We start from the raw sequence: 17,992 nt of genomic DNA, 5'->3' as shown, positions 1-17,992 counted from the left end.
TTATGTCACTTTTGACCCGCATGACCGCCGCCGCGTTGATCGCGCTTGGCACCGCTCTGCCTGCCGCAGCACAGGACGATACGCTCACCATTTCCGTCACTTTTGGCCCAACGGGCGAGGTGCCGGATCCGCGCGCGGGCTATAACGGTTGGATGTCCAACCAGACCGGCGTCACGGAAACGCTGATGGGCATCGACTATGACCTGAACCTCTATCCGCGCCTGGCAGAGAGCATTGAGCAAACCGCACCGACGACCTGGCGTGTGACCTTGCGCGATGGTTTGACATTCCACGATGGCTCTCCCGTGACGGCACAGGCGGTCATCGATGCAATTGCGCCGATTTCGGATGAGAACGATCCCGCGTTCAACAAGCGCATCGCTGGTGTGCTTGATCTGGCGGGCATGTCTGCGGATGGAGACCGCGTAGTGGTCTTTGAGACCAACAGCCCGAACGCGGCGTTCCAATGGAGCCTGTCTGATCCGGGTGTCGCCATTCTCGGCGCGCCTTCAGACGCATTCCCAATCAACGCAACCGGCCCCTACATCTTCCGTGAGGCTGTGCCGGAGCAGCTTTACCGCGTTGAAGCAAACTCAGACTATCGCATGGGCGAGCCCGGCTTCGACGAAGTGCGGGTTGTCGCCTCACCTGATCCAGCCACAGCCTCACTGGCCTTTGAAGCCGGTGATGTGGATATGGTGATCAACTACCCCGAAACCGATTTTGCACGTATCCAGGAAACGGGTGCGCAGGGCTTTACCGCTCCAACCGCCCGGCTTTACTTCTATTCGATGAACACAGCGTCCGGCCCGCTGGCAAACCCGTTGATCCGGCAAGCCGTATCTTTGGCGATTGACCGGGACGGCATCGTTGAGGCGGTTCTTTCCGGCGTTGGCGGTGTGCCAGCAGGCACCATCTATCCGGAGGGCAAGAGCTGGGCCGCGGACATCGCGCCCACATATGATCCGGCACGGGCAGAGGAATTGCTTGCCGAAGCCGGAGCGGTCAAGCAGGGCGGCACCTGGATGCTTGATGGTGAACCGCTTGAGATCGAGATCCTGACCTATTCGTCGCGTGCGGCGCTGCCGCCCACGGCGGAGATTACGCAGGCCTTTCTGCAGCAGATCGGGATCACAGCATCTGTGCGTGTGGGCGAGTACGGCGCCAGCAACGATGCGCTCAAAGCGGGTGACGGCGACATGTTCCTGCAAGCATGGGTGATGTTGCCTCAGGGCGACCCCGGTTCGATCCTCGGCTTTCTATTGGCCAGCGACGGCGGCTCGAACGCGGGCAACTACGCCAATCCCGCGATGGACGCCCTACTTGTCGAAGGTCAGACCACGTTTGAACAAGCCGAGCGTGAGCGGATTTACGATGAGGTTCAGCAGATCATTGCCACCGATGTCCCGCTTATCCCTGTCTTCCACGTGAGCCAGGCCGTTGTGGCCCGTGCCGGTCTGACCGGTTACCAGGTCCACCCGACCGAGACCTACTGGATCACCCACGAGACACGCTTCGCTGAATGACGATTGAAGTCCAAGGCCTGAGCGCCGAACGCTCAGGTCGCACCATCCTTCATCCCACGAATGTGGACTTCAAGCCCGGCGAACGCGTCGGGCTTGTAGGTAGCTCGGGATCCGGCAAGTCGACCCTTGGGCATGAACTGGTGGACGCGTTGCGCGCGCAAGGAGCCAGCGTTGCCCATGTGCCGCAAAGCCCGGATGAAGCGCTCGACCCACTTCGGTCGATGGCGTTCCATTGGCGGGAAGCGGAGCGGGCCTTGGGTCTAGCCCCGGACGACGCGCGCCGCGAGGTGCTGTTCAAAGCCCTTCGGATCGAAGGGGGCGACCTTCGCAAACGCCCCTGGGGCTGGAGCCGTGGGATGCAGCAGCGGTTTGTGATCGCCATGGCTTTGATCGGCACACCTGACCTGTTGGTTATGGACGAACCTACCTCCGCGCTGGACCCCGTGGTGGCAGCGGGTACCATGGATTTGCTTGAGGACTATCTCAAAAATCGGCAAACGGCGCTCTTGCTCATCACCCACGATCTTGGGCTTGCGGCACGCCGGGTCGCGCGATTGATGGTGATGGATGCCGGGCGCATTGTAGAGGATGCACCGACCGAAGCATTTCTCGCATCGCCGAAAACACGAACCGCCAAGGCCCTTTGCGCCCACCGGAATTGGCTGGAGCTGCCATGCTGACGGTAGACAACATCTCTGTCCGGCGCGGCGTTTCAACGACGCTCCAGGAGGTCTCGTTCTTACTCGAACCGGGACGCACGCTGGCGGTGGTGGGCGAAAGCGGCGCGGGCAAGTCCACCCTCATCAGCGCAATCCTTGGGTTGGTCCGGTGCTCAGCGGGAAGCGTGTCGTGGAATGGTGCACCGGTCTCGCAGTGCCGTCCCGCGCTCGTCATGCAGGAACCGCGCGCGGCGTTTAATCCGCGCCTGTCGCTCCGTCGCTCTGTCATGGAACCTGTCATGGCTCAGAAGCTGGCTTTGGACACGGATCGTTTGGCGGCGCTGTGCCGCGCTCTTGAAGTTCGACCCGACCTTCTGGACCGGCGTCCCGATCAGGTGTCCATCGGGCAGGCACAGCGCGTGGGCATCCTTCGCGCTCTTACCGCTGCCCCACCATTGATCTTGTTTGATGAGCCGCTGTCCGCCCTCGATGCCGTCACGCAAAAACACACCGCGCGTCTGATCGCCGATATGCAAGAACAGGAAGGCTTTGCAGCGCTGATCGTGACTCATGATCTGGGATATGCCGCCGCCTTCGCGGATGAGATTGCCGTGCTGCGGGCGGGGCGGATCGAAGAGTTAGCGACCGCGCAAGCTTTTGTCGAAGCACCGCAGACCGACTATGGACGCACGCTCCGCGATGCCGCCTTCGCCCTTGGTGCATTGGAGCGTGTCGCATGATTGGCGTCTTTGCGGGTCTCTTGCTGCGCGCCCTGGTCGTTCTCACCGGCGCGGCTTTGGCGACATTCGCACTATTGTGGCACGCACCAGGCGACCCTGCTTTGGCGATTGCAGAAGCGCGCTATGGCCAGAACGTATCCAAAGAGGTTCTGGATTTCATCCGGGCCGAGGCCGGGTTTGACGACGGGTTCTGGACAGCCTTCTGGGCCTGGCTTGCCCCGCTTATGCAGGGTGATTTTGGTCAGTCTTCCGTCAATGGCCGAGACGTCTGGCCTGACCTTGTGACGGCGATGTCCTACACGTTTCCGCTTGCGCTCGTGAGCTTGGCACTCGGCTTGGCCGTCTCTGTCCCCCTTGCCCTGATTGCCACACGCAGACCCGGCAGTTGGCTGGATCGCGGGGCCGTTGCCCTGGCCTCGGTTGGCGTCGCCATCCCGGCTTTCTGGCTTGGGCTGCTGTTGATCCTGCTCTTCGCCGTGCAGCTTGGCTGGCTGCCTGCCATGGGGGCCGAAACGACCACACACAGTATCTTGCCCGCAATGACGCTAGGGGTCGGTGTTGCCGCGTCCCTCACACGCATCATCCGCTCGGGCATTCTGGAGGCACGCGAACAGCCTTTCCTGCCAGCCTTCACTAGACGGGGCGTCGCGCGCCGCGACATTGCCCGCGACCACGTCACCCCCCATGCCGCCGTGCCTGTCGTCACGGTGCTTGGTCTGGAACTCGCCTTCTTGTTGGAGGGCCTTGTCGTGGTCGAGGTGATCTTTGCGCGTCCCGGTCTCGGAAGCTTTCTCGTAAACGCCATCTTTGCGCGCGATTTCCCAAAGGTGCAGGCTGTTGTCATTCTGGCTGCGGTTGTCTTTGTCGTGGTAAACCTTGCCATCGACCTGATCTATCGCAGCCTTGATCCCAGAGTGAGTGGGCGCGATGCGTAGCGTTTATGTTCTCGTCACCGTTTGCGCGCTGCTTGCGATATTCGGCCCGATGGTCGCGCCTCATGATCCGACCGCTATCAACATTCCCAACCGGTTGCGCCCGCCCGGCGGCGATTGGCTCCTGGGTACGGATGCACTTGGCCGCGACATCCTTTCTAGGCTTCTGCACGGTGCGCGCTGGTCACTTGGGTTGGCCTTTTTGGTTTCGCTGCTGGGTTTGATCATCGGTACGACCATAGGACTGATTGCAGCCCAAGGTGGTCGTGTGACCGACTGGATCGCGATGCGGGCCACCGACACGTTCCTGGCGTTTCCAGAGCTTATCGCTGCTGTGGTGATTGCGGGTGTCTTGGGCGCAAGCACCGGCTCGTTGATCTTCGCGCTCACAGTGACAGGTTGGATGCGTTACGCTCGTGTGGCCCGCGGCATTGGTCTGTCCGTCAGCAACAAGGGGTACGTTATACAAGCGCGGCTTGCGGGACTTTCGCCACTTGCGATTGCGCGCTGGCATTATCTGCCGTCGCTATTGCCTTCGCTGACCGTTGTCTGGACCGGCATGCTCGCTCGCGCGATCCTTGGAATTTCCACACTTGGGTTTCTGGGGTTCGGTGTGCAGCCCCCTATGCCGGAATGGGGAACGATGCTCCTGGATGCGCGGATTCACATGCGTTCTACCCCGCTGCAAATGATCTGGCCCGGGCTGTGTGTTGTGGTCTCGGTTCTTGCGATCAATCTGGCCGGCGATGCCCTGCGGGATGCGCTCGCCGAGCAGGATGCAAAGACGTGACGCGGCCTGACAATCCGTCGCTTGGGATCGCGTTGCGCATCCTGTCGGGTATATTGTTCACTGGCATGGTCGTGTGCGTCAAGGCCTTGAGCGATGCAGTTCCACTTGGCCAGATCGTGTTCTTTCGGTCGTTCTTTGCCCTGATACCATTGGTGATCTTTCTGATGCTGCGGCATGAGTTTCCTGGCGGGCTTCGTACCACACGCCCCCTTGGTCATCTGGTACGCTCCTTCTTCGGGGCAGCGGCGATGTTCACGTCATTCGCCTCAGTGGCGCTGCTGCCTTTAGCCGAGGCGGTCCTGCTTGCCCAACTCGCGCCGGTGCTGACCGCAATCACAGCCGTTGTGGTTCTGTCAGAACGACTCACGAAATGGCGTGTGCTGGGGCTCGCCTTCGGGCTGGCAGGTGTTCTTGTGTTGGTCTGGCCTGACATTGGCGGGGGCACGGTTGATGCGCAACGGTTCCTCGGAATCGGTCTTGGACTGTTGACTGCACTTCTGACCGCCTTCGCGCTGATCATGGTGCGCAGCTTGACACGAACCGAGAGCCCCGGGGCCATCGCCTTCTACTTCGTGGTCGCGTCTATGGCCGGTGGAATACTGACGCTGCCATGGGGCTGGGCATTCCCTGACGCGCAAACGCTCATGTTGCTGATACTTGCAGGCCTCTTCGGTGGGTTCGCGCATATCGCGATGACACTCTCGTTCAGCTATACCGAGGCCTCCCGTCTAGCGCCGTTCGAATATGTCGCGCTTCTTTGGCCGGTTCTAGCGGATTTGCTGATCTTCAAATTACCCCTGTCCGGCAGCTTTCTACTCGCGATGCCTCTTGTCTTAGCCGGTGCTGCCGTTGCAGCGTTGGAAGGCAAAAGAAGAACTCGGAATGCCGCCTGAGAGCACGCCACAACTGTCAACAGTTTCCAGTCAGTTCATTGCGGACTGGCTGCAGGCGCTGCGACCCCTGTGCAGCGTGGATCATTTTCGATCTCTCCTGAAACGCGCCGCACTTCAAGACGATTGCGACGCCCCGACCGGCAGGGTGACGCTTGATCAAGTTGTTTGTCTCTATCAACTGGCAGCTGTCGAGACCGAGGATGAGATGATGGGCCTTTGGTCCCGCCCCATCCGCCAACGCGCACTGCAACACTTGCTGACGTCGATCCGCGAAGCGACAACCCTTTCCTCAGCACTCTACCGGTTCTCGACCTTCTGGAACCTGCTGCTTGATGATTACCAATTCTCGTTTGCGGAAGCGGATAATGTGTCGGTGTTGAAGCTTGTGCCGCAGACCGATCAAGCCGCTCAGCGGTTCGGCCACCTGCTGATCCTAAAACTGGCACATGGACTGATTTCCTGGCTGGCCCGATATGAAGTCCCCGTCAAAGCGGTGGGTTTCGCCTTCGAGGCGCCAGCCTTCGAGGAAGACTACGCAGTGATCTTTCCTGCGCCCGTGCGGTTCGCTCAGTCGGCGACGTCGATTGCATTTGGTCCTGGCGTCTTGGGTCCGGTTCAGGTGCGCAGTTCGGCAGACTTGACTCTGTTTTTGGAAAACGCGCCCCGGGATTGGATATTTACCCAGTCCCAAGTGCATACCCAGTCCTTGCGGGTCCGCACCTATCTGAGCCAGACGGGTTGGGACAGTGCAAACCTGACAGAGGCCGCGGCCGCGATGCACGTGACCCCGCGCACACTCATCCGCAAGTTGGAGGCCGACGGCACATCGTTTCAGGCCATCAAGGACGCCTTACGTCGCGACATTGCGATCCGTCATCTGCAAACAGGGCAGCATAGTGTCGAAGCCATCGCCCATGAGGTGGGGTTTTCGTCAGCGGCTAATTTCCACAAAGCGTTTCAAAGGTGGACTGGCAATACACCCAGCTCATATCGACGCAAGCCTTACTCCGGCGTGTAATTCTGTCACTTTTCGACAATAAACTGTCACCTCGTGAGATAGAGCGAGCCGAATGAATCTGCTATCCGAGGCCTTGAAAAAAGAACTCAACCTCATTGACTGCTACATGCAACGCTCTGCTCCCACTCCTGTGAAAACGGCGGGATGCGACAGTGTGCGCCTATCTCAAGGAACACTCCCATGTCAGAAAAACTCGATGCCATTCTTGCCGCAGCTCACACGCACGCCACTGAGGTCGTAGCGCCCAATGTAGACGCGTGGAACGCAGCAAAGGCGTGGCCGCGCGACGCATCTGACAAAGCAGGCGCTGCTGGCCTGACAGGGCTTTACGCCCCCGAAGATTGGGGTGGACAAGGCCTGCCTTTGTCGGAAGGCATACAAGTTTACGAACAACTGGGCCTTGGGGATGGCGCTTACGCTTTTGCCCTTTCGATGCACAACATCTGCACATTTGCCGGTTGCGGGTACGGCACCGACGCATTCAAAAAGAAATGGGCGCGGGATCTGACGGCGGGTCGGAAACTTGCGAACTTCGCATTGACTGAGCCACAATCCGGCTCGGATCCGATGAAGATGTATACACGCGCCATGATCAACGGGGACGGCACTTGGACGATCAGCGGATCAAAAGCTTGGGTAAGTTTGGCGACTGAGGCCGACATTTACTTTACGGTCGTCAAGACGAGCGACGCACCCGGCCACAAGGACATGGCAATGATCGCTATTCCCGCAGATGCACCGGGGATCAGCTTTGGCCCGTTGTATGAAACCCCATCCTACAACTTCTTGCCCATGTCCGAGATGTATTTCGACAACGTTGTGGTCAGCGAGGAGAACATCATTCTGCCGATCGGGCAAGGTCTGCAGGGTTCGCTCATGGCGATTGACATCGCACGGGTCTCAATCGCGTCCGGGTGCTGTGGCTTGATGCAAGCTGCCCTCGATACAGCACTCTCCTATTCCAAGAGCCGCAAGATGTTTGGGGGTAAGAACCTCGATCTCGATGGAATCCAATGGATGTTGGGCGAAGTCGCAACTGACCTTGAAGCATCCAAGCTGCTCTATCGCAGAGCCGCCGAGGCACTTGGCACCCCCGACGGCCCGTTGATGGCCGCACATGCAAAACGCTTTGTCCCGGATGCCGCTGTGAAGGCTGCCAATACCTGCACGCAGGTGCTAGGCGGCATGGGGTTGTTGCAACCCTATGGCCTCGACCGTTTGTCGCGACTGGCGCAGATGCTGCGGATCGTCGATGGCACAACGGAAATCAGCCGTGTGGTCATTGGGCGTGCGTTGCAAAAGCGGGCTGCTGGCTTGCCTGACCTGCCTGTCCCCAAGGGGTTTGGCGAGCGGGATGAAGAAGCCTCCTCGATCGCAGCGCAATAAATCAGCCAAAGCCATTGCGGTGATCAACTGACAAACAAGCCGGCGGGCCGCAACAAAGTGGCCAGCCGGATCATTTCGCTCGATATCGAAGCGTCCATGAATCACTTTCGGATAACTATGTGGCTCTTGCACTAAGAGGAGTTATGGCATTGCTGGTAAACGGCCGGTTCCTCCGTCTTGCGCCAACATGTTAGGAATTGTGCAGATGCAGAGAAGTCTGTGCTGCGTGCGCACGCAGCGAAATATTGAGACTTCTCCTATGGGCTCGGAGCGATCATTCGCTGCGGTTACCGTCAAGGTCCGCTCTGAACCGCCCCAACCTATACGCAAAATCTCCCTCCCCGCTTGAGCCCCCGCCCCTCCCGGCTTACCTCTAGCCCAAGCCAACAAGAGGACCGTCCATGCACCCGCTTCCCTTCCCTGCCCCCACGCCCCTTCGCGACGCCGCCACCGAGACCGGGGGCAAGAACCTCGGGGCGCTGCCGGAGTGGGATCTGTCGGACCTCTACCCGGCCCCCGACGCCCCCGAGATCAAGCGCGACATGGACTGGCTGGAGGCCGCCTGCCGCGACTTCGCCGCCGATTACGAGGGCAAGCTGGCGGACCTCGACGCCGCGGGCATGCTCGACTGCGTGCTGCGCTACGAGCGGATCGACACGGTCTCCGGCCGCCTGATGTCCTACATGGGCCTGCGCTATTACCAGAACACCACCGATGCCGAGCGCGCCAAGGCCATGGCCGACGCCCAGGACAAGATCACCACCTACACCACGCCGCTGGTGTTCTACACGCTGGAGATCAACCGCCTGCCCGACGACCATCTGGACGCGCTCTTCGCCGCCAATGCCGATCTCGCCCGCTACAAGCCGATCTTCGACCGCCTGCGCGCGATGAAGCCCTACCAGCTCTCCGACGAGCTGGAAAAGTTCCTCCATGACAGCTCCACCGTGGGCGCGGCCGCCTGGAACCGGCTCTTCGACGAGACCATCGCGGGCATGATGTTCGAGGTCGACGGCGAGGCCTACAATATCGAGGGCACGCTCAACTTCCTGTCCGAGCCCGAACGCGACAAGCGCGAGGCCGCCGCCCGCGAGCTCGCCGCCCAGTTCGGCAGCCAGATCAAGCTCTTCGCCCGCGTCCACAACACGCTGGCCAAGGAGAAAGAGATCACCGACCGCTGGCGCGGCCTGCCCACGCCTCAGGCCGGACGCCACCTCGCCAACCATGTCGAGCCCGAAGTGGTCGAGGCCCTGCGCAACGCGGTCGTCGCCGCCTATCCCAAGCTCTCGCACCGCTACTACGCGCTGAAGGCCAAGTGGATGGGGCTCGACAAGATGCAGGTCTGGGACCGCAACGCCCCCCTGCCCCGCGAAGACAATCGCATCGTCGACTGGGACGAGGCCAAGGCGACCGTGCTGGAGGCTTACGCCGATTTCGACCCGGAAATGGCCCGCATCGCCGAGCCGTTCTTCGACCGCGGCTGGATCGACGCGGGCGTCAAACCCGGCAAGGCCCCCGGCGCCTTCGCCCACCCGACCGTGGCCGAGGTGCATCCTTACGTCATGCTCAACTACCTGGGCAAACCGCGCGACGTCATGACCCTCGCGCACGAACTGGGCCACGGCGTCCACCAGGTCCTCGCCGCGGGCCAGGGCGAGTTGCTCAGCTCCACCCCCCTGACGCTTGCCGAAACCGCCAGCGTATTCGGCGAGATGCTGACCTTCCGCAAACTGCTCGACGCCGCCCCCGACAAGGCCACCCGCAAGATCCTGCTCGCCGGCAAGGTCGAGGACATGATCAACACGGTCGTCCGCCAGATCGCCTTCTACGACTTCGAGTGCAAGCTGCACGACGCGCGCAAGGCGGGGGAGCTGACCCCGGACGAGATCGGCGATCTGTGGATGAGCGTGCAGGGCGAAAGCCTCGGCCCCGTCTTCGAGTTCATGGAGGGCTACGAGACCTTCTGGGCCTACATCCCCCACTTCGTCCACTCGCCTTTCTACGTCTATGCCTATGCCTTCGGCGACGGGCTGGTGAACGCGCTCTACGCGGTCTACGAAGAAGGCGATCCGGATTTCCGCACCAAGTATTTCGACATGCTCAAGGCGGGCGGGTCCAAGCACCACAAGGACCTGCTTGAACCCTTCGGGCTCGATGCCTCGGACCCGGCCTTCTGGGACAAGGGGCTGAGCATGATCTCTGGCATGATCGACGAGTTGGAAGCGATGGAGGACTGAGCGCCCCGGGCGACCGTCTTGCCGTGAGTATTTAGGCACAAAAGAAATCAGGGGCGCGCCATGAGGGCCGCCCCCTCGGATCCCTCAGGCCGGGGGCCAGACCGGCTGCGGGCCGTGGGCGTTTTCGCCTTCCTCGCTCGGCTGGAGGTAGAAGTAGATCAGCACCAGCACCCCGAGCACCGGGAAGAGCGCGAGCAGCATCCACCACCCGGTCCGCCCAGTGTCGTGAAGTCGCCGTACCCCGATGGAGATGTTCGGCAAAAGCAGGGCGAGGCTGGCCAGGAAGGACAGCGGCTGCCCGGCGTTCTCATCCGCGATGCCCGCCCCGAGCAGGGGTGCCATCACGAACGCATCCAGCAGCCCCAGCACGAACAGCAACAGAAACACCGACAACACCCACCACCAATAGGCCGGACGCGCCGCGCGTCCCGAAAAGGTGGCGTAGTTCGACAGGGCCGACCGCATGGCCAGGCTGAGGTTTTCCACTCCGAACTCCCTTTACTGACCCAAGGCCTCCAGCCCGGATGTATCCATCCCGGCCACGGTCTCTTGCGCGATCCGGTCGAAATCCCGGGACTTCTCGACCTCCCGCTGCGTCTCGGCCACCTCCATGTCTATCACGACGGCGTCGGACAAGGCCGCCGCCTCCTCGTCGGACATCCCGCAGGCCGCAAGGCCCACAACACAGATGACCATCAGGCCCTCAGAGAGGGTCTTCGACATGAACGCGTGTCCCTTTTCCGTTGACCCGCATGACAAGACCCGGCGCAGCGCGCAGGGTCAAGCCCTCAGAGCTTGTTATGCGCCCCGTCACACAGCGGCGCTTTTGCCGTCGCCTTGCAGCCGCAGAAATAGAGTGTCTTGTCCGCCGCCGCCTCGTATTTCATCGGGGTCAGCCCGGTGTCCTTGTGCGACCCGTCGCAGAAAGGCTGCGCGCCGGAGCGTCCGCAGGTGCACCAGAAATAGGTCTTTCCCGCGGTCACCTCGACCGGGTACGGGGCTTTCTGGGCAATGATGGGTGTGTCGGACATGAGCGTGCTCCTGTGCTGGCTTCCGCGCGAGTACCTAGCCTTGCCGGGCGCTGCGCCCAGTCTTTCATCCTCCCCGATATGCTCGCGCATACTGCCCTCGGGGCCGGGTACCACGGTCCCTAGTCCAGCTCCGTCCAGGGCCAGGGCTTCACCTCGGACGCGGCGGTCTGGTACCGCGCGGCCTTGGCGATCCAGATGCCCAGATCCGTGCCGACCTCCGCCAGACGCGGGTTCGGTTTGCCGCCGCTGACCAACATGATGACGAACTGGATCACGGTCAGAACCGTCAAGACCGTCTGACCGAGGCTCAGCATCACCGCGATCAGCACCATGTAGATCAGCCGCAGAAACAGCCCGTCCGGCTTGCCCGGGTCGGGCTGCTCCCCATGGAGCCGCCCCGTCACCTTGTCGTCGTCGGTCATCGCACCTCACCTCACCCCATGCCGGATCGCCTCGCCAAGGGAAGCGGTGTGCCCGCGCCCTGTCAACGCCTTTGGCGGCGGCGCCGGGACCCGGGGTCGCATTAACCTTTCGCGACCAAAAGGCACGAAAACCCCAATGTGCTGACGCAAAATTAACCAGGCGGTTTTGAAAACATTGGATAAATCGCGATGTTTCGCGCGCGAAACCTCCCCTGCGTTAACCCTTGGCCGCGGCATAGACCGCGTCGATCATGGCTTGCGTGCCCCGCGCATCCTCCAGGGACCAGGGATACTCCGCGCCCTCCCGCACCGTGCGCCCGAACGCCTCGACCTGCGCGACGTACTGATTGGCGGCCGGAAACCGCTCCACCGTGACCGTGTGATCGCCGCCGCCGCCGGGCCGGTGCAACTCCACCCGCGCCTCGCCGAAGACCTGCGCATTGAACGGCGCGGTCAGCCGCAGAACGCCCGTTTCGCCATGAAACACCATGTCCTGAAACGGCGCCATCCGCATGGAGTTGACCCAATGGGCGGTGAAGCCGGGAAAGCGCGCCGAGACCCGCGCGATGGTGTCCACGCCGTTCTCCCAGGTGATATCCGCATGGGTGATCGCCTCGGGCTCGGCCTCGGTCATCCAGCGGGTGCAGCCATAGGTATAGACCCCGATATCCGGGATGCCCCCGCCGCCCTGATCGGCCGCGTTGCGGATGTTGCCGGGATCGGCCCGGTTGTCATAGGTGAAGATCCCCGCCACATGCACCAGCCGCCCGATCGCCCCCTCGCGCAGCAGGGCGCGCGCCCGCTGCCATTGGGGGTGGTGGACGATCATGTAGGCCTCGGCGCAGTGCAGCCCGGTCGCGTTTCGCCGCGAAATCAGCGGGTCGATCTCGGCGGCGGTCATGGCCAGCGGCTTCTCGGCGAGCACATGCTTGCCCGCCTCCAGCGCCTTCATCGCCCAGGGCACATGCATCGGGTGGGGCAGCGGGATATAGACCGCGTCCACCTCCGGATCCGCCAGCAGCGCGTCGTAATCGGTATGGACCCGCAGCCCGGGCGCGAAGGCCCGGAACGGCGCCGCCTTGGCCGCATCGCGGCTGGCAAGCGCCGCCAGCGTGGCGCCCCTGGCGGCATGGATGGCGGGGCCCATGTGCTCACGCGCGAATTTCGCGGCCCCCAGGATGCCCCAGCGCAATGGTGTGGTCATGTGGTCTCCTCCCGCGGGCAGCCTAGACCGCCCCGCGGGGGGAGGGGAAGGGTCAGGCGGTCGCCATCAACCCCTTCTCCTTGGCCAGATCGCGCATTGCCTTTTGCAGCTTTTCGAAGGCGCGGACCTCGATCTGGCGGATCCGCTCCCGGCTGACGCCATAGACCTCCGACAGCTCTTCAAGGGTCGCGGGCTTGTCCTCCAGCCGGCGCTTCATCAGGATATCCTTCTCGCGGTCGTTGAGCACGCCCATGGCCTCGGCCAAGAGTTCGCGGCGCACCATCAACTCGTCCTTCTCGGCGAAGTCGTCGGCCTGGTCGGCGTCCTCGTCCTCCAGCCAGTCCTGCCATTCGGTGGCGCCCTCACCATCCGAGCCGATCATCGCGTTGAGCGACGCATCCCCGCCCGACATCCGCCGGTTCATCGAGATCACCTCGTCCTCGGTGACGTTCAGGTCATTGGCGATCCGGGCGACGTTTTCCGGGCGCAGGTCGCCCTCCTCCAGCGCGCCGATGCGGTTCTTGGCCTTGCGCAGGTTGAAAAACAGCTTCTTCTGGGCCGAGGTCGTGCCCAGCTTCACCAGGCTCCAGGACCGCAAGATATACTCCTGGATAGAGGCGCGGATCCACCACATGGCATAGGTCGCCAGCCGAAACCCCTTCTCGGGATCGAACCGCTTGACCGCCTGCATCAGACCCACATTGGCCTCGGAGATCACCTCCGCCTGGGGCAGGCCGTAGCCGCGGTAGCCCATGGCGATTTTCGCAGCGAGACGCAGGTGCGAGGTGACCATCTTGTGCGCCGCCTCGGTGTCCTCGTGATCCACCCAGCGCTTGGCCAGCATGTATTCCTCTTCGGGCTCCAGCATGGGAAATTTACGGATTTCCTGAAGGTACCGGTTGAGGCCCTGCTCCGGAGAGGGGGCCGGAAGATTGGTATATGATGCCATGTTGCGCCTCCGTGTCGGCTCGGGTCGGGTCTCCGCCCGGACCAGCCTGATATGTTAATCAAATGAACATTCGTCAAGGCCTGCGCCTTGTGCTTGGGGGTCAATATGGGTCAGCACGGGCCCGAGAGCGAGCGGCTGAAACCGGATGTCACTGCCTTGTGCAGCTTTGTAACATTCTCGAATTAAGCGAAAATTAACCGCCCAGCGCCGCCACAAGGGCCGCCATGTCGGCAGGCATCGGGGCGGCGAAGGACAGCGCCGCCCCGGTCACGGGATGCACGAAGCCGAGGGTCCGGGCATGCAGGGCCTGGCGCGGGAAGGCTTCGGCGGCGGCCAATGCCTGAGGCGAAAAAGCCTTGGCCGACAGGCGCTTGCGCCCACCATAGACCGGATCGCCCAACAGCCCGTGACCGATATGGGCCAGATGGACGCGGATCTGGTGGGTGCGGCCGGTCTCCAGCCAGCAGGCCAGATGCGCCGCCCCGGCCGGATCGCCGAAGCGCGCCTCGACGCGCGCCCGGGTGACCGCATGGCGCCCCTGGCCCTCGGCCACGACCGCCTGGCGCTGCCGGTCGGTGCGGTGGCGCGCAAGGGATGCGCGCAGACACAGCACGCCGCCGGGCTCGAACCGGACCATGGGCAGGCCGCGCAGGCGCGGATCGGAGGCCTCAGGCACCCCGTGGACCAGCGCGTCGTAGATCCGATCGACGCTGTGGGCGGCGAACTGGGCCGCGAGCCCCTGATGGGCGTGGTCGGATTTCGCCACCACCAGCAGGCCGGACGTGTCCTTGTCGATCCGGTGGACGATGCCGGGCCGCTTCTCGCCGCCGATGCCCGACAGGCTGTCGCCGCAATGGTGCATCAGCGCGTTCACGAGCGTGCCGGCGGGACTGCCGGGGGCGGGGTGCACCACCATGCCCGCGGGCTTGTTGACCACGATCAGGTCCGCATCCTCGAAGATCACATCGAGCGGGATCGCCTCGGCCACCAGCGGCACCTCGGCGGGCGCGCCCAGCCGCAGGGTCAGCACGTCGCCCGCCGCGACGCGGGCCTTGGGGCTGGCCAGCACCTCCGCCCCCCGGCGCACATCGCCCGCCTCGATCAGCTTGACGAGCCGCGACCGGCTCAGGCCCAGCCCCTCTGGCACATCCCGCGCCAGCGCCCTATCAAGGCGCGGCGGCGGGTCCGGCTGGACCTCGACCGTGATTTCCTCGCTGGCCTCTGGGATGCCCGACATGCGCGATGACCCGTCCGAATTTGGCGCCGAGCCCGGCCCGGAAATGCCGGAGCCGGCGAACCTGAAGTTCCTGCGGCGATTGGTGACCGTGCTGACGGTCGTGATGATTGCCGGGGTGGTAACGGTAATCGGGTTGCTTGTCATCCGCTTGCAGGCCCCGTCCCTGCCAGATCTGCCCGAGAGTATCACCCTGCCCGCCGGTGTGGTGGCCGAAGCGGTGACCTTCGGCGGTGACTGGATTGCCGTGGTCGCGGGGGACGAGATCCTGATCTACGGCGCGGGCGACGGTGCGCTGCGGCAGCGGATCGCGGTGGGCGGCGGCGCAGAATAGCCCGCCGGGCGCGGACGGTGGGGCCGGAGCGCGACAAGCGGTTTCGAAACCGCTTGGCCCCCGGCGGCGCGGTCAGGGAGAGACCGGCAGCCCCCTGTGCTGCGCGCAAGGGCGGGCCTGCGCAGAAGGCCCGAAAAGCCGATCAAGATTGATCACCGGGCGCGGGCAAGCGGTTTCGAAACCGCTTGGACCCGGCGGAGGGGTCAGGCGCCCAGTTCGGCTACCCAGGCGGGCACGATCTCGGTCGCTGGACCATAGCGGGCGTCGGTGAAAAGCGCGCTGCCGGAGGACGGCTCCAGGTTCAGCTCCAGCGTCGGAATGCCTGCGGCGCGGGCCTCCTGGACGAACCCGGCGGCCGGATAGACCTCCCCGCTGGTGCCGATGGAGACGAAGAGCTCGGCGGCAGCGAGCGCGCCATCGATCATGGCCATGTGGTAGGGCATCTCGCCGAACCAGACGATGTCCGGGCGCGTGGCGGGGCGCGCGCAGGCGGGGCACGGGTCATCCGGCGCCATTTCGCGCGGGGCGTCCCAGCGGTGCCCGCAGGCCGCACAGAGCGCGCGGGTGAGCTGGCCGTGCATGTGGATCACGTCGCGCGCGCCCGCCCGTTCCAGCAGGTCGTCCACATTCTGGGTCACGAGGGTGACCTCGGCCTGCCGTTGCAGCGCCGCGAGCGCCGCGTGGGCGGCGTTCGGCCGGGCATCGAGGCAATTGGCGCGCCGCGCGTTGTAGAAGCCATGAACAAGGGCGGGATTGGCGGCGAAGCCTTCGGGGGTGGCGACCTCGGCCAGGTCATACTTGGTCCAGAGCCCGTCCTTGTCGCGAAACGTGCCCAGGCCGCTTTCGGCCGACAGGCCCGCGCCGCTGAGAATGACAATCCGCTTGGGCATTGCGCGCCGCTCCGTTACCGTCCCGAGACCCCTATCCAAGAGGCGCCTTGCGCGATTGTCCATGACGGTTTCGGTTCTTTTTGTCTGTCTCGGGAATATCTGCCGCTCCCCCACCGCCGAAGGGGTGTTTCGGCATCTGGCCGAGGCCGCGGGCGCGGATGTGATCTGCGACAGTGCGGGCACGTCGAATTGGCACGTGGGCGGGCCGCCCGACCGGCGCGCGGTGGCCGAAGCGCGCGGGCGGGGGATCGACCTGAGCGGGCTGCGGGCCCGGCAGGTGGGGACGGCGGATTTCGACCGCTTCGATCTGATCTACGGGATGGACCGGGCCAATATCGCCAGGCTGGAGGCGTTGCGCCCGGCGGGCAATGCCACGCCGGTCGCGCTGTTTCTCGGGGAAGCGCCCGGGATCGGGCGCGAGGAGGTGCCGGACCCCTATTACGAGGACAACTTCCCGGAGGTGTTCGACATGCTGGAGGCCGCCAGTCGCGGCCTGCTCGCCCGGCTCTAGCTGCAGGCGTTCTGGGCCACGGCGCCGAACTGCCGATAGCGGGTCCAGAACCGTTCGTCCGAGGCGCGGTCCGATTGCCGGACCTCCTGGGCGCGGTGCGGCTCGGCAAAGAAGGACGCGGCCTTGCGTTGCTCCGAGCGGCTGAGGGTCTGGTTCGCGACGCTCTGGATGCAGCCGCACAGGGCATAGTTCGCCCCCGTTCGGCCCGAATCGATGCAGGCACGCTTGATCGCGTCCGCCTGTGCCGGGGCGACACCGCCGAGCATGAGTGTCAGGGATAGTCCGAGTATAGCTGCGCGCATTCTGCTCACCTGCCTATATGTGAAAACCGCCTCGCACCGGGAGTGGCCTCATGGCTCTGTAACCCCGTGAGCCTTAAGAATAGCTTGAAACGGGGCGGTTTTCAATTCCGCTTTGTCAGGGCTTCAGCCGATATCCGGAGCGGAAGAAGGCCCAGCAGACCAGCAGGATCGCGACCGCGGAGGCGGCGCAGACCGCGAGCCCCAGCCAGGGCGAGCTGTCGGAGGTGCCGAGCATGCCGTAGCGCACCCCGTCGATCATGTAGAACATCGGGTTGATATGGCTGAGGGTCTGCATCAGGGGCGGCAGGGCTTCGAGCGAGTAGAAGGTGCCGGACAGGAAGCTCAGGGGCGTGATGACGAAATTGGTGATCGCGGCCATCTGGTCGAACTTGTTGGCGTAGATCGCGGCGATGATGCCGAGCCCGCTCAGCACCGCCGCCCCCAGCAGGATGAAGACAAGCACCCAGAGCGGATGGGCGACCGATGTCCCCAGAAGCAACATGGTGGCCGCAACGATCGCCAGGCCCACCAGCAGCCCGCGTCCGATCCCGCCGATGATGTAGCCCGCCACCAGTTCGGCCGCCGACAGGGGTGGCATCAGAGTATCGACGATATTGCCCTGCACCTTGGCCACCATGATCGAACTGGAGGTGTTGGCGAAGGCGTTCTGGATTACGGTCATCATCAGGATGCCGGGGATGAGGAATTCGATGAAGGGCACGCCCATCACCTCGCCCCGCCGGGGTCCGATGGCGAGGTTGAAGATCAGGATGAACAGCCCCGCCGTGACCAGGGGGCCGGCCACGGTCTGGGTCCAGACCGCGAGAAAGCGGCGCATCTCCCGTTCGGCCAGGGTGGCCACGCCGAGCCAGTTGATGCGCCCGAACCTGCGGGTGCCCATGCGGGTTTGATCTGTCATCGGGGCCTTTCTGAC

The 17,992-nt window shown here is 63.6% G+C and carries 21 protein-coding genes; 11 read left to right on the top strand and 10 right to left on the bottom strand.

Features of this window, described 5'->3' with window-relative positions:
- The first annotated feature begins 2 nt into the window (after positions 1–2).
- The 9 genes from PVW48_RS13190 to PVW48_RS13150 all read left to right on the top strand — a co-directional run bounded on the left by PVW48_RS13190 (position 3) and on the right by PVW48_RS13150 (position 10,181).
- Complete coding sequence (locus PVW48_RS13190; protein WP_274581678.1) at positions 3–1,526, top strand: ABC transporter substrate-binding protein; 1,524 nt, start codon at positions 3–5, stop codon at positions 1,524–1,526.
- On the top strand, positions 1,523–2,206 hold the full coding sequence (locus PVW48_RS13185; RefSeq protein ID WP_274581676.1) for an ATP-binding cassette domain-containing protein: 684 nt from the start codon (positions 1,523–1,525) through the stop codon (positions 2,204–2,206). Before PVW48_RS13190 ends, PVW48_RS13185 begins: the two co-directional genes overlap by 4 nt.
- Positions 2,200–2,925, top strand: coding sequence for an ABC transporter ATP-binding protein (locus PVW48_RS13180; protein ID WP_012179258.1), 726 nt, complete (start codon positions 2,200–2,202; stop codon positions 2,923–2,925). Before PVW48_RS13185 ends, PVW48_RS13180 begins: the two co-directional genes overlap by 7 nt.
- Positions 2,922–3,860: an ABC transporter permease gene (locus PVW48_RS13175; protein ID WP_274581673.1), complete on the top strand. Its 939-nt coding sequence runs from the start codon at positions 2,922–2,924 to the stop codon at positions 3,858–3,860. Before PVW48_RS13180 ends, PVW48_RS13175 begins: the two co-directional genes overlap by 4 nt.
- Positions 3,853–4,647, top strand: coding sequence for an ABC transporter permease (locus tag PVW48_RS13170; protein ID WP_274581671.1), 795 nt, complete (start codon positions 3,853–3,855; stop codon positions 4,645–4,647). The genes PVW48_RS13175 and PVW48_RS13170 overlap by 8 nt, the downstream gene beginning before the upstream one ends.
- Positions 4,644–5,540, top strand: coding sequence for a DMT family transporter (locus PVW48_RS13165; protein ID WP_274581670.1), 897 nt, complete (start codon positions 4,644–4,646; stop codon positions 5,538–5,540). The genes PVW48_RS13170 and PVW48_RS13165 overlap by 4 nt, the downstream gene beginning before the upstream one ends.
- Positions 5,530–6,558 (top strand): helix-turn-helix domain-containing protein, encoded by a 1,029-nt coding sequence (locus PVW48_RS13160; RefSeq protein WP_274581669.1) that lies wholly within the window; start codon positions 5,530–5,532, stop codon positions 6,556–6,558. Before PVW48_RS13165 ends, PVW48_RS13160 begins: the two co-directional genes overlap by 11 nt.
- Positions 6,559–6,738: 180 nt before the next feature.
- Positions 6,739–7,944 (top strand): acyl-CoA dehydrogenase family protein, encoded by a 1,206-nt coding sequence (locus tag PVW48_RS13155; RefSeq protein WP_274581668.1) that lies wholly within the window; start codon positions 6,739–6,741, stop codon positions 7,942–7,944.
- A 401-nt stretch (positions 7,945–8,345) separates the two neighbouring features.
- Positions 8,346–10,181, top strand: a complete 1,836-nt coding sequence (locus PVW48_RS13150) for a M3 family oligoendopeptidase (protein WP_274581666.1) — start codon at positions 8,346–8,348, stop codon at positions 10,179–10,181.
- Positions 10,182–10,265: 84 nt separating this feature from the next.
- Here PVW48_RS13150 and PVW48_RS13145 read toward each other — a convergent pair whose 3' ends face one another.
- The 7 genes from PVW48_RS13145 to PVW48_RS13115 all read right to left on the bottom strand — a co-directional run bounded on the left by PVW48_RS13145 (position 10,266) and on the right by PVW48_RS13115 (position 15,024).
- The gene (locus PVW48_RS13145; RefSeq protein WP_274581665.1) at positions 10,266–10,667 is read right to left on the bottom strand and encodes a DUF805 domain-containing protein; all 402 of its coding nucleotides are present in this window, start codon (positions 10,665–10,667) and stop codon (positions 10,266–10,268) included.
- 12 nt (positions 10,668–10,679) lie between these two features.
- Positions 10,680–10,904 carry a hypothetical protein gene (locus tag PVW48_RS13140; protein WP_274581664.1) on the bottom strand — a complete coding sequence of 75 codons (225 nt, stop codon included), beginning with the start codon at positions 10,902–10,904 and terminating at the stop codon, positions 10,680–10,682.
- A 65-nt stretch (positions 10,905–10,969) separates the two neighbouring features.
- Positions 10,970–11,212: a CDGSH iron-sulfur domain-containing protein gene (locus PVW48_RS13135; protein WP_012179267.1), complete on the bottom strand. Its 243-nt coding sequence runs from the start codon at positions 11,210–11,212 to the stop codon at positions 10,970–10,972.
- A gap of 119 nt (positions 11,213–11,331) precedes the next feature.
- A complete protein-coding gene (locus tag PVW48_RS13130; RefSeq protein ID WP_274581663.1) occupies positions 11,332–11,634 on the bottom strand; it encodes a DUF4389 domain-containing protein in 303 nt (100 codons plus the stop codon).
- Positions 11,635–11,851: 217 nt separating this feature from the next.
- On the bottom strand, positions 11,852–12,838 hold the full coding sequence (locus tag PVW48_RS13125; protein ID WP_274581662.1) for a Gfo/Idh/MocA family protein: 987 nt from the start codon (positions 12,836–12,838) through the stop codon (positions 11,852–11,854).
- Between the two features lie 52 nt (positions 12,839–12,890).
- Positions 12,891–13,787 carry an RNA polymerase sigma factor RpoH gene (rpoH, locus tag PVW48_RS13120; RefSeq protein WP_012179270.1) on the bottom strand — a complete coding sequence of 299 codons (897 nt, stop codon included), beginning with the start codon at positions 13,785–13,787 and terminating at the stop codon, positions 12,891–12,893.
- 193 nt (positions 13,788–13,980) lie between these two features.
- Positions 13,981–15,024, bottom strand: coding sequence for an RluA family pseudouridine synthase (locus PVW48_RS13115; RefSeq protein ID WP_274581659.1), 1,044 nt, complete (start codon positions 15,022–15,024; stop codon positions 13,981–13,983).
- Here PVW48_RS13115 and PVW48_RS13110 point away from each other — a divergent pair.
- Positions 15,023–15,355, top strand: coding sequence for a DUF6476 family protein (locus PVW48_RS13110; RefSeq protein WP_157865333.1), 333 nt, complete (start codon positions 15,023–15,025; stop codon positions 15,353–15,355). The genes PVW48_RS13115 and PVW48_RS13110 overlap by 2 nt on opposite strands.
- Before the next feature lie 203 nt (positions 15,356–15,558).
- Here PVW48_RS13110 and PVW48_RS13105 read toward each other — a convergent pair whose 3' ends face one another.
- Positions 15,559–16,245 (bottom strand): NAD-dependent deacylase, encoded by a 687-nt coding sequence (locus PVW48_RS13105; protein ID WP_274581658.1) that lies wholly within the window; start codon positions 16,243–16,245, stop codon positions 15,559–15,561.
- Positions 16,246–16,306: 61 nt separating this feature from the next.
- Between PVW48_RS13105 and PVW48_RS13100 the strand changes: the two genes are divergently transcribed.
- Positions 16,307–16,756: a low molecular weight protein-tyrosine-phosphatase gene (locus PVW48_RS13100; protein WP_274581657.1), complete on the top strand. Its 450-nt coding sequence runs from the start codon at positions 16,307–16,309 to the stop codon at positions 16,754–16,756.
- Here PVW48_RS13100 and PVW48_RS13095 read toward each other — a convergent pair.
- Together PVW48_RS13095 and PVW48_RS13090 are read right to left on the bottom strand one after the other, a co-directional pair.
- Complete coding sequence (locus PVW48_RS13095; protein ID WP_012179275.1) at positions 16,753–17,058, bottom strand: hypothetical protein; 306 nt, start codon at positions 17,056–17,058, stop codon at positions 16,753–16,755. The genes PVW48_RS13100 and PVW48_RS13095 overlap by 4 nt on opposite strands.
- 115 nt (positions 17,059–17,173) lie before the next feature.
- A complete protein-coding gene (locus PVW48_RS13090; RefSeq protein ID WP_012179276.1) occupies positions 17,174–17,977 on the bottom strand; it encodes an ABC transporter permease in 804 nt (267 codons plus the stop codon).
- Positions 17,978–17,992: the final 15 nt, after the last annotated feature.

This window comes from Dinoroseobacter sp. PD6, assembly GCF_028807315.1.
Taxonomy (GTDB): Bacteria; Pseudomonadota; Alphaproteobacteria; order Rhodobacterales; family Rhodobacteraceae; genus Dinoroseobacter; species Dinoroseobacter shibae.
The sequence above is the reverse complement of the archived record's forward strand: the minus strand, read 5'-3'. Positions and strand labels throughout refer to the sequence as shown.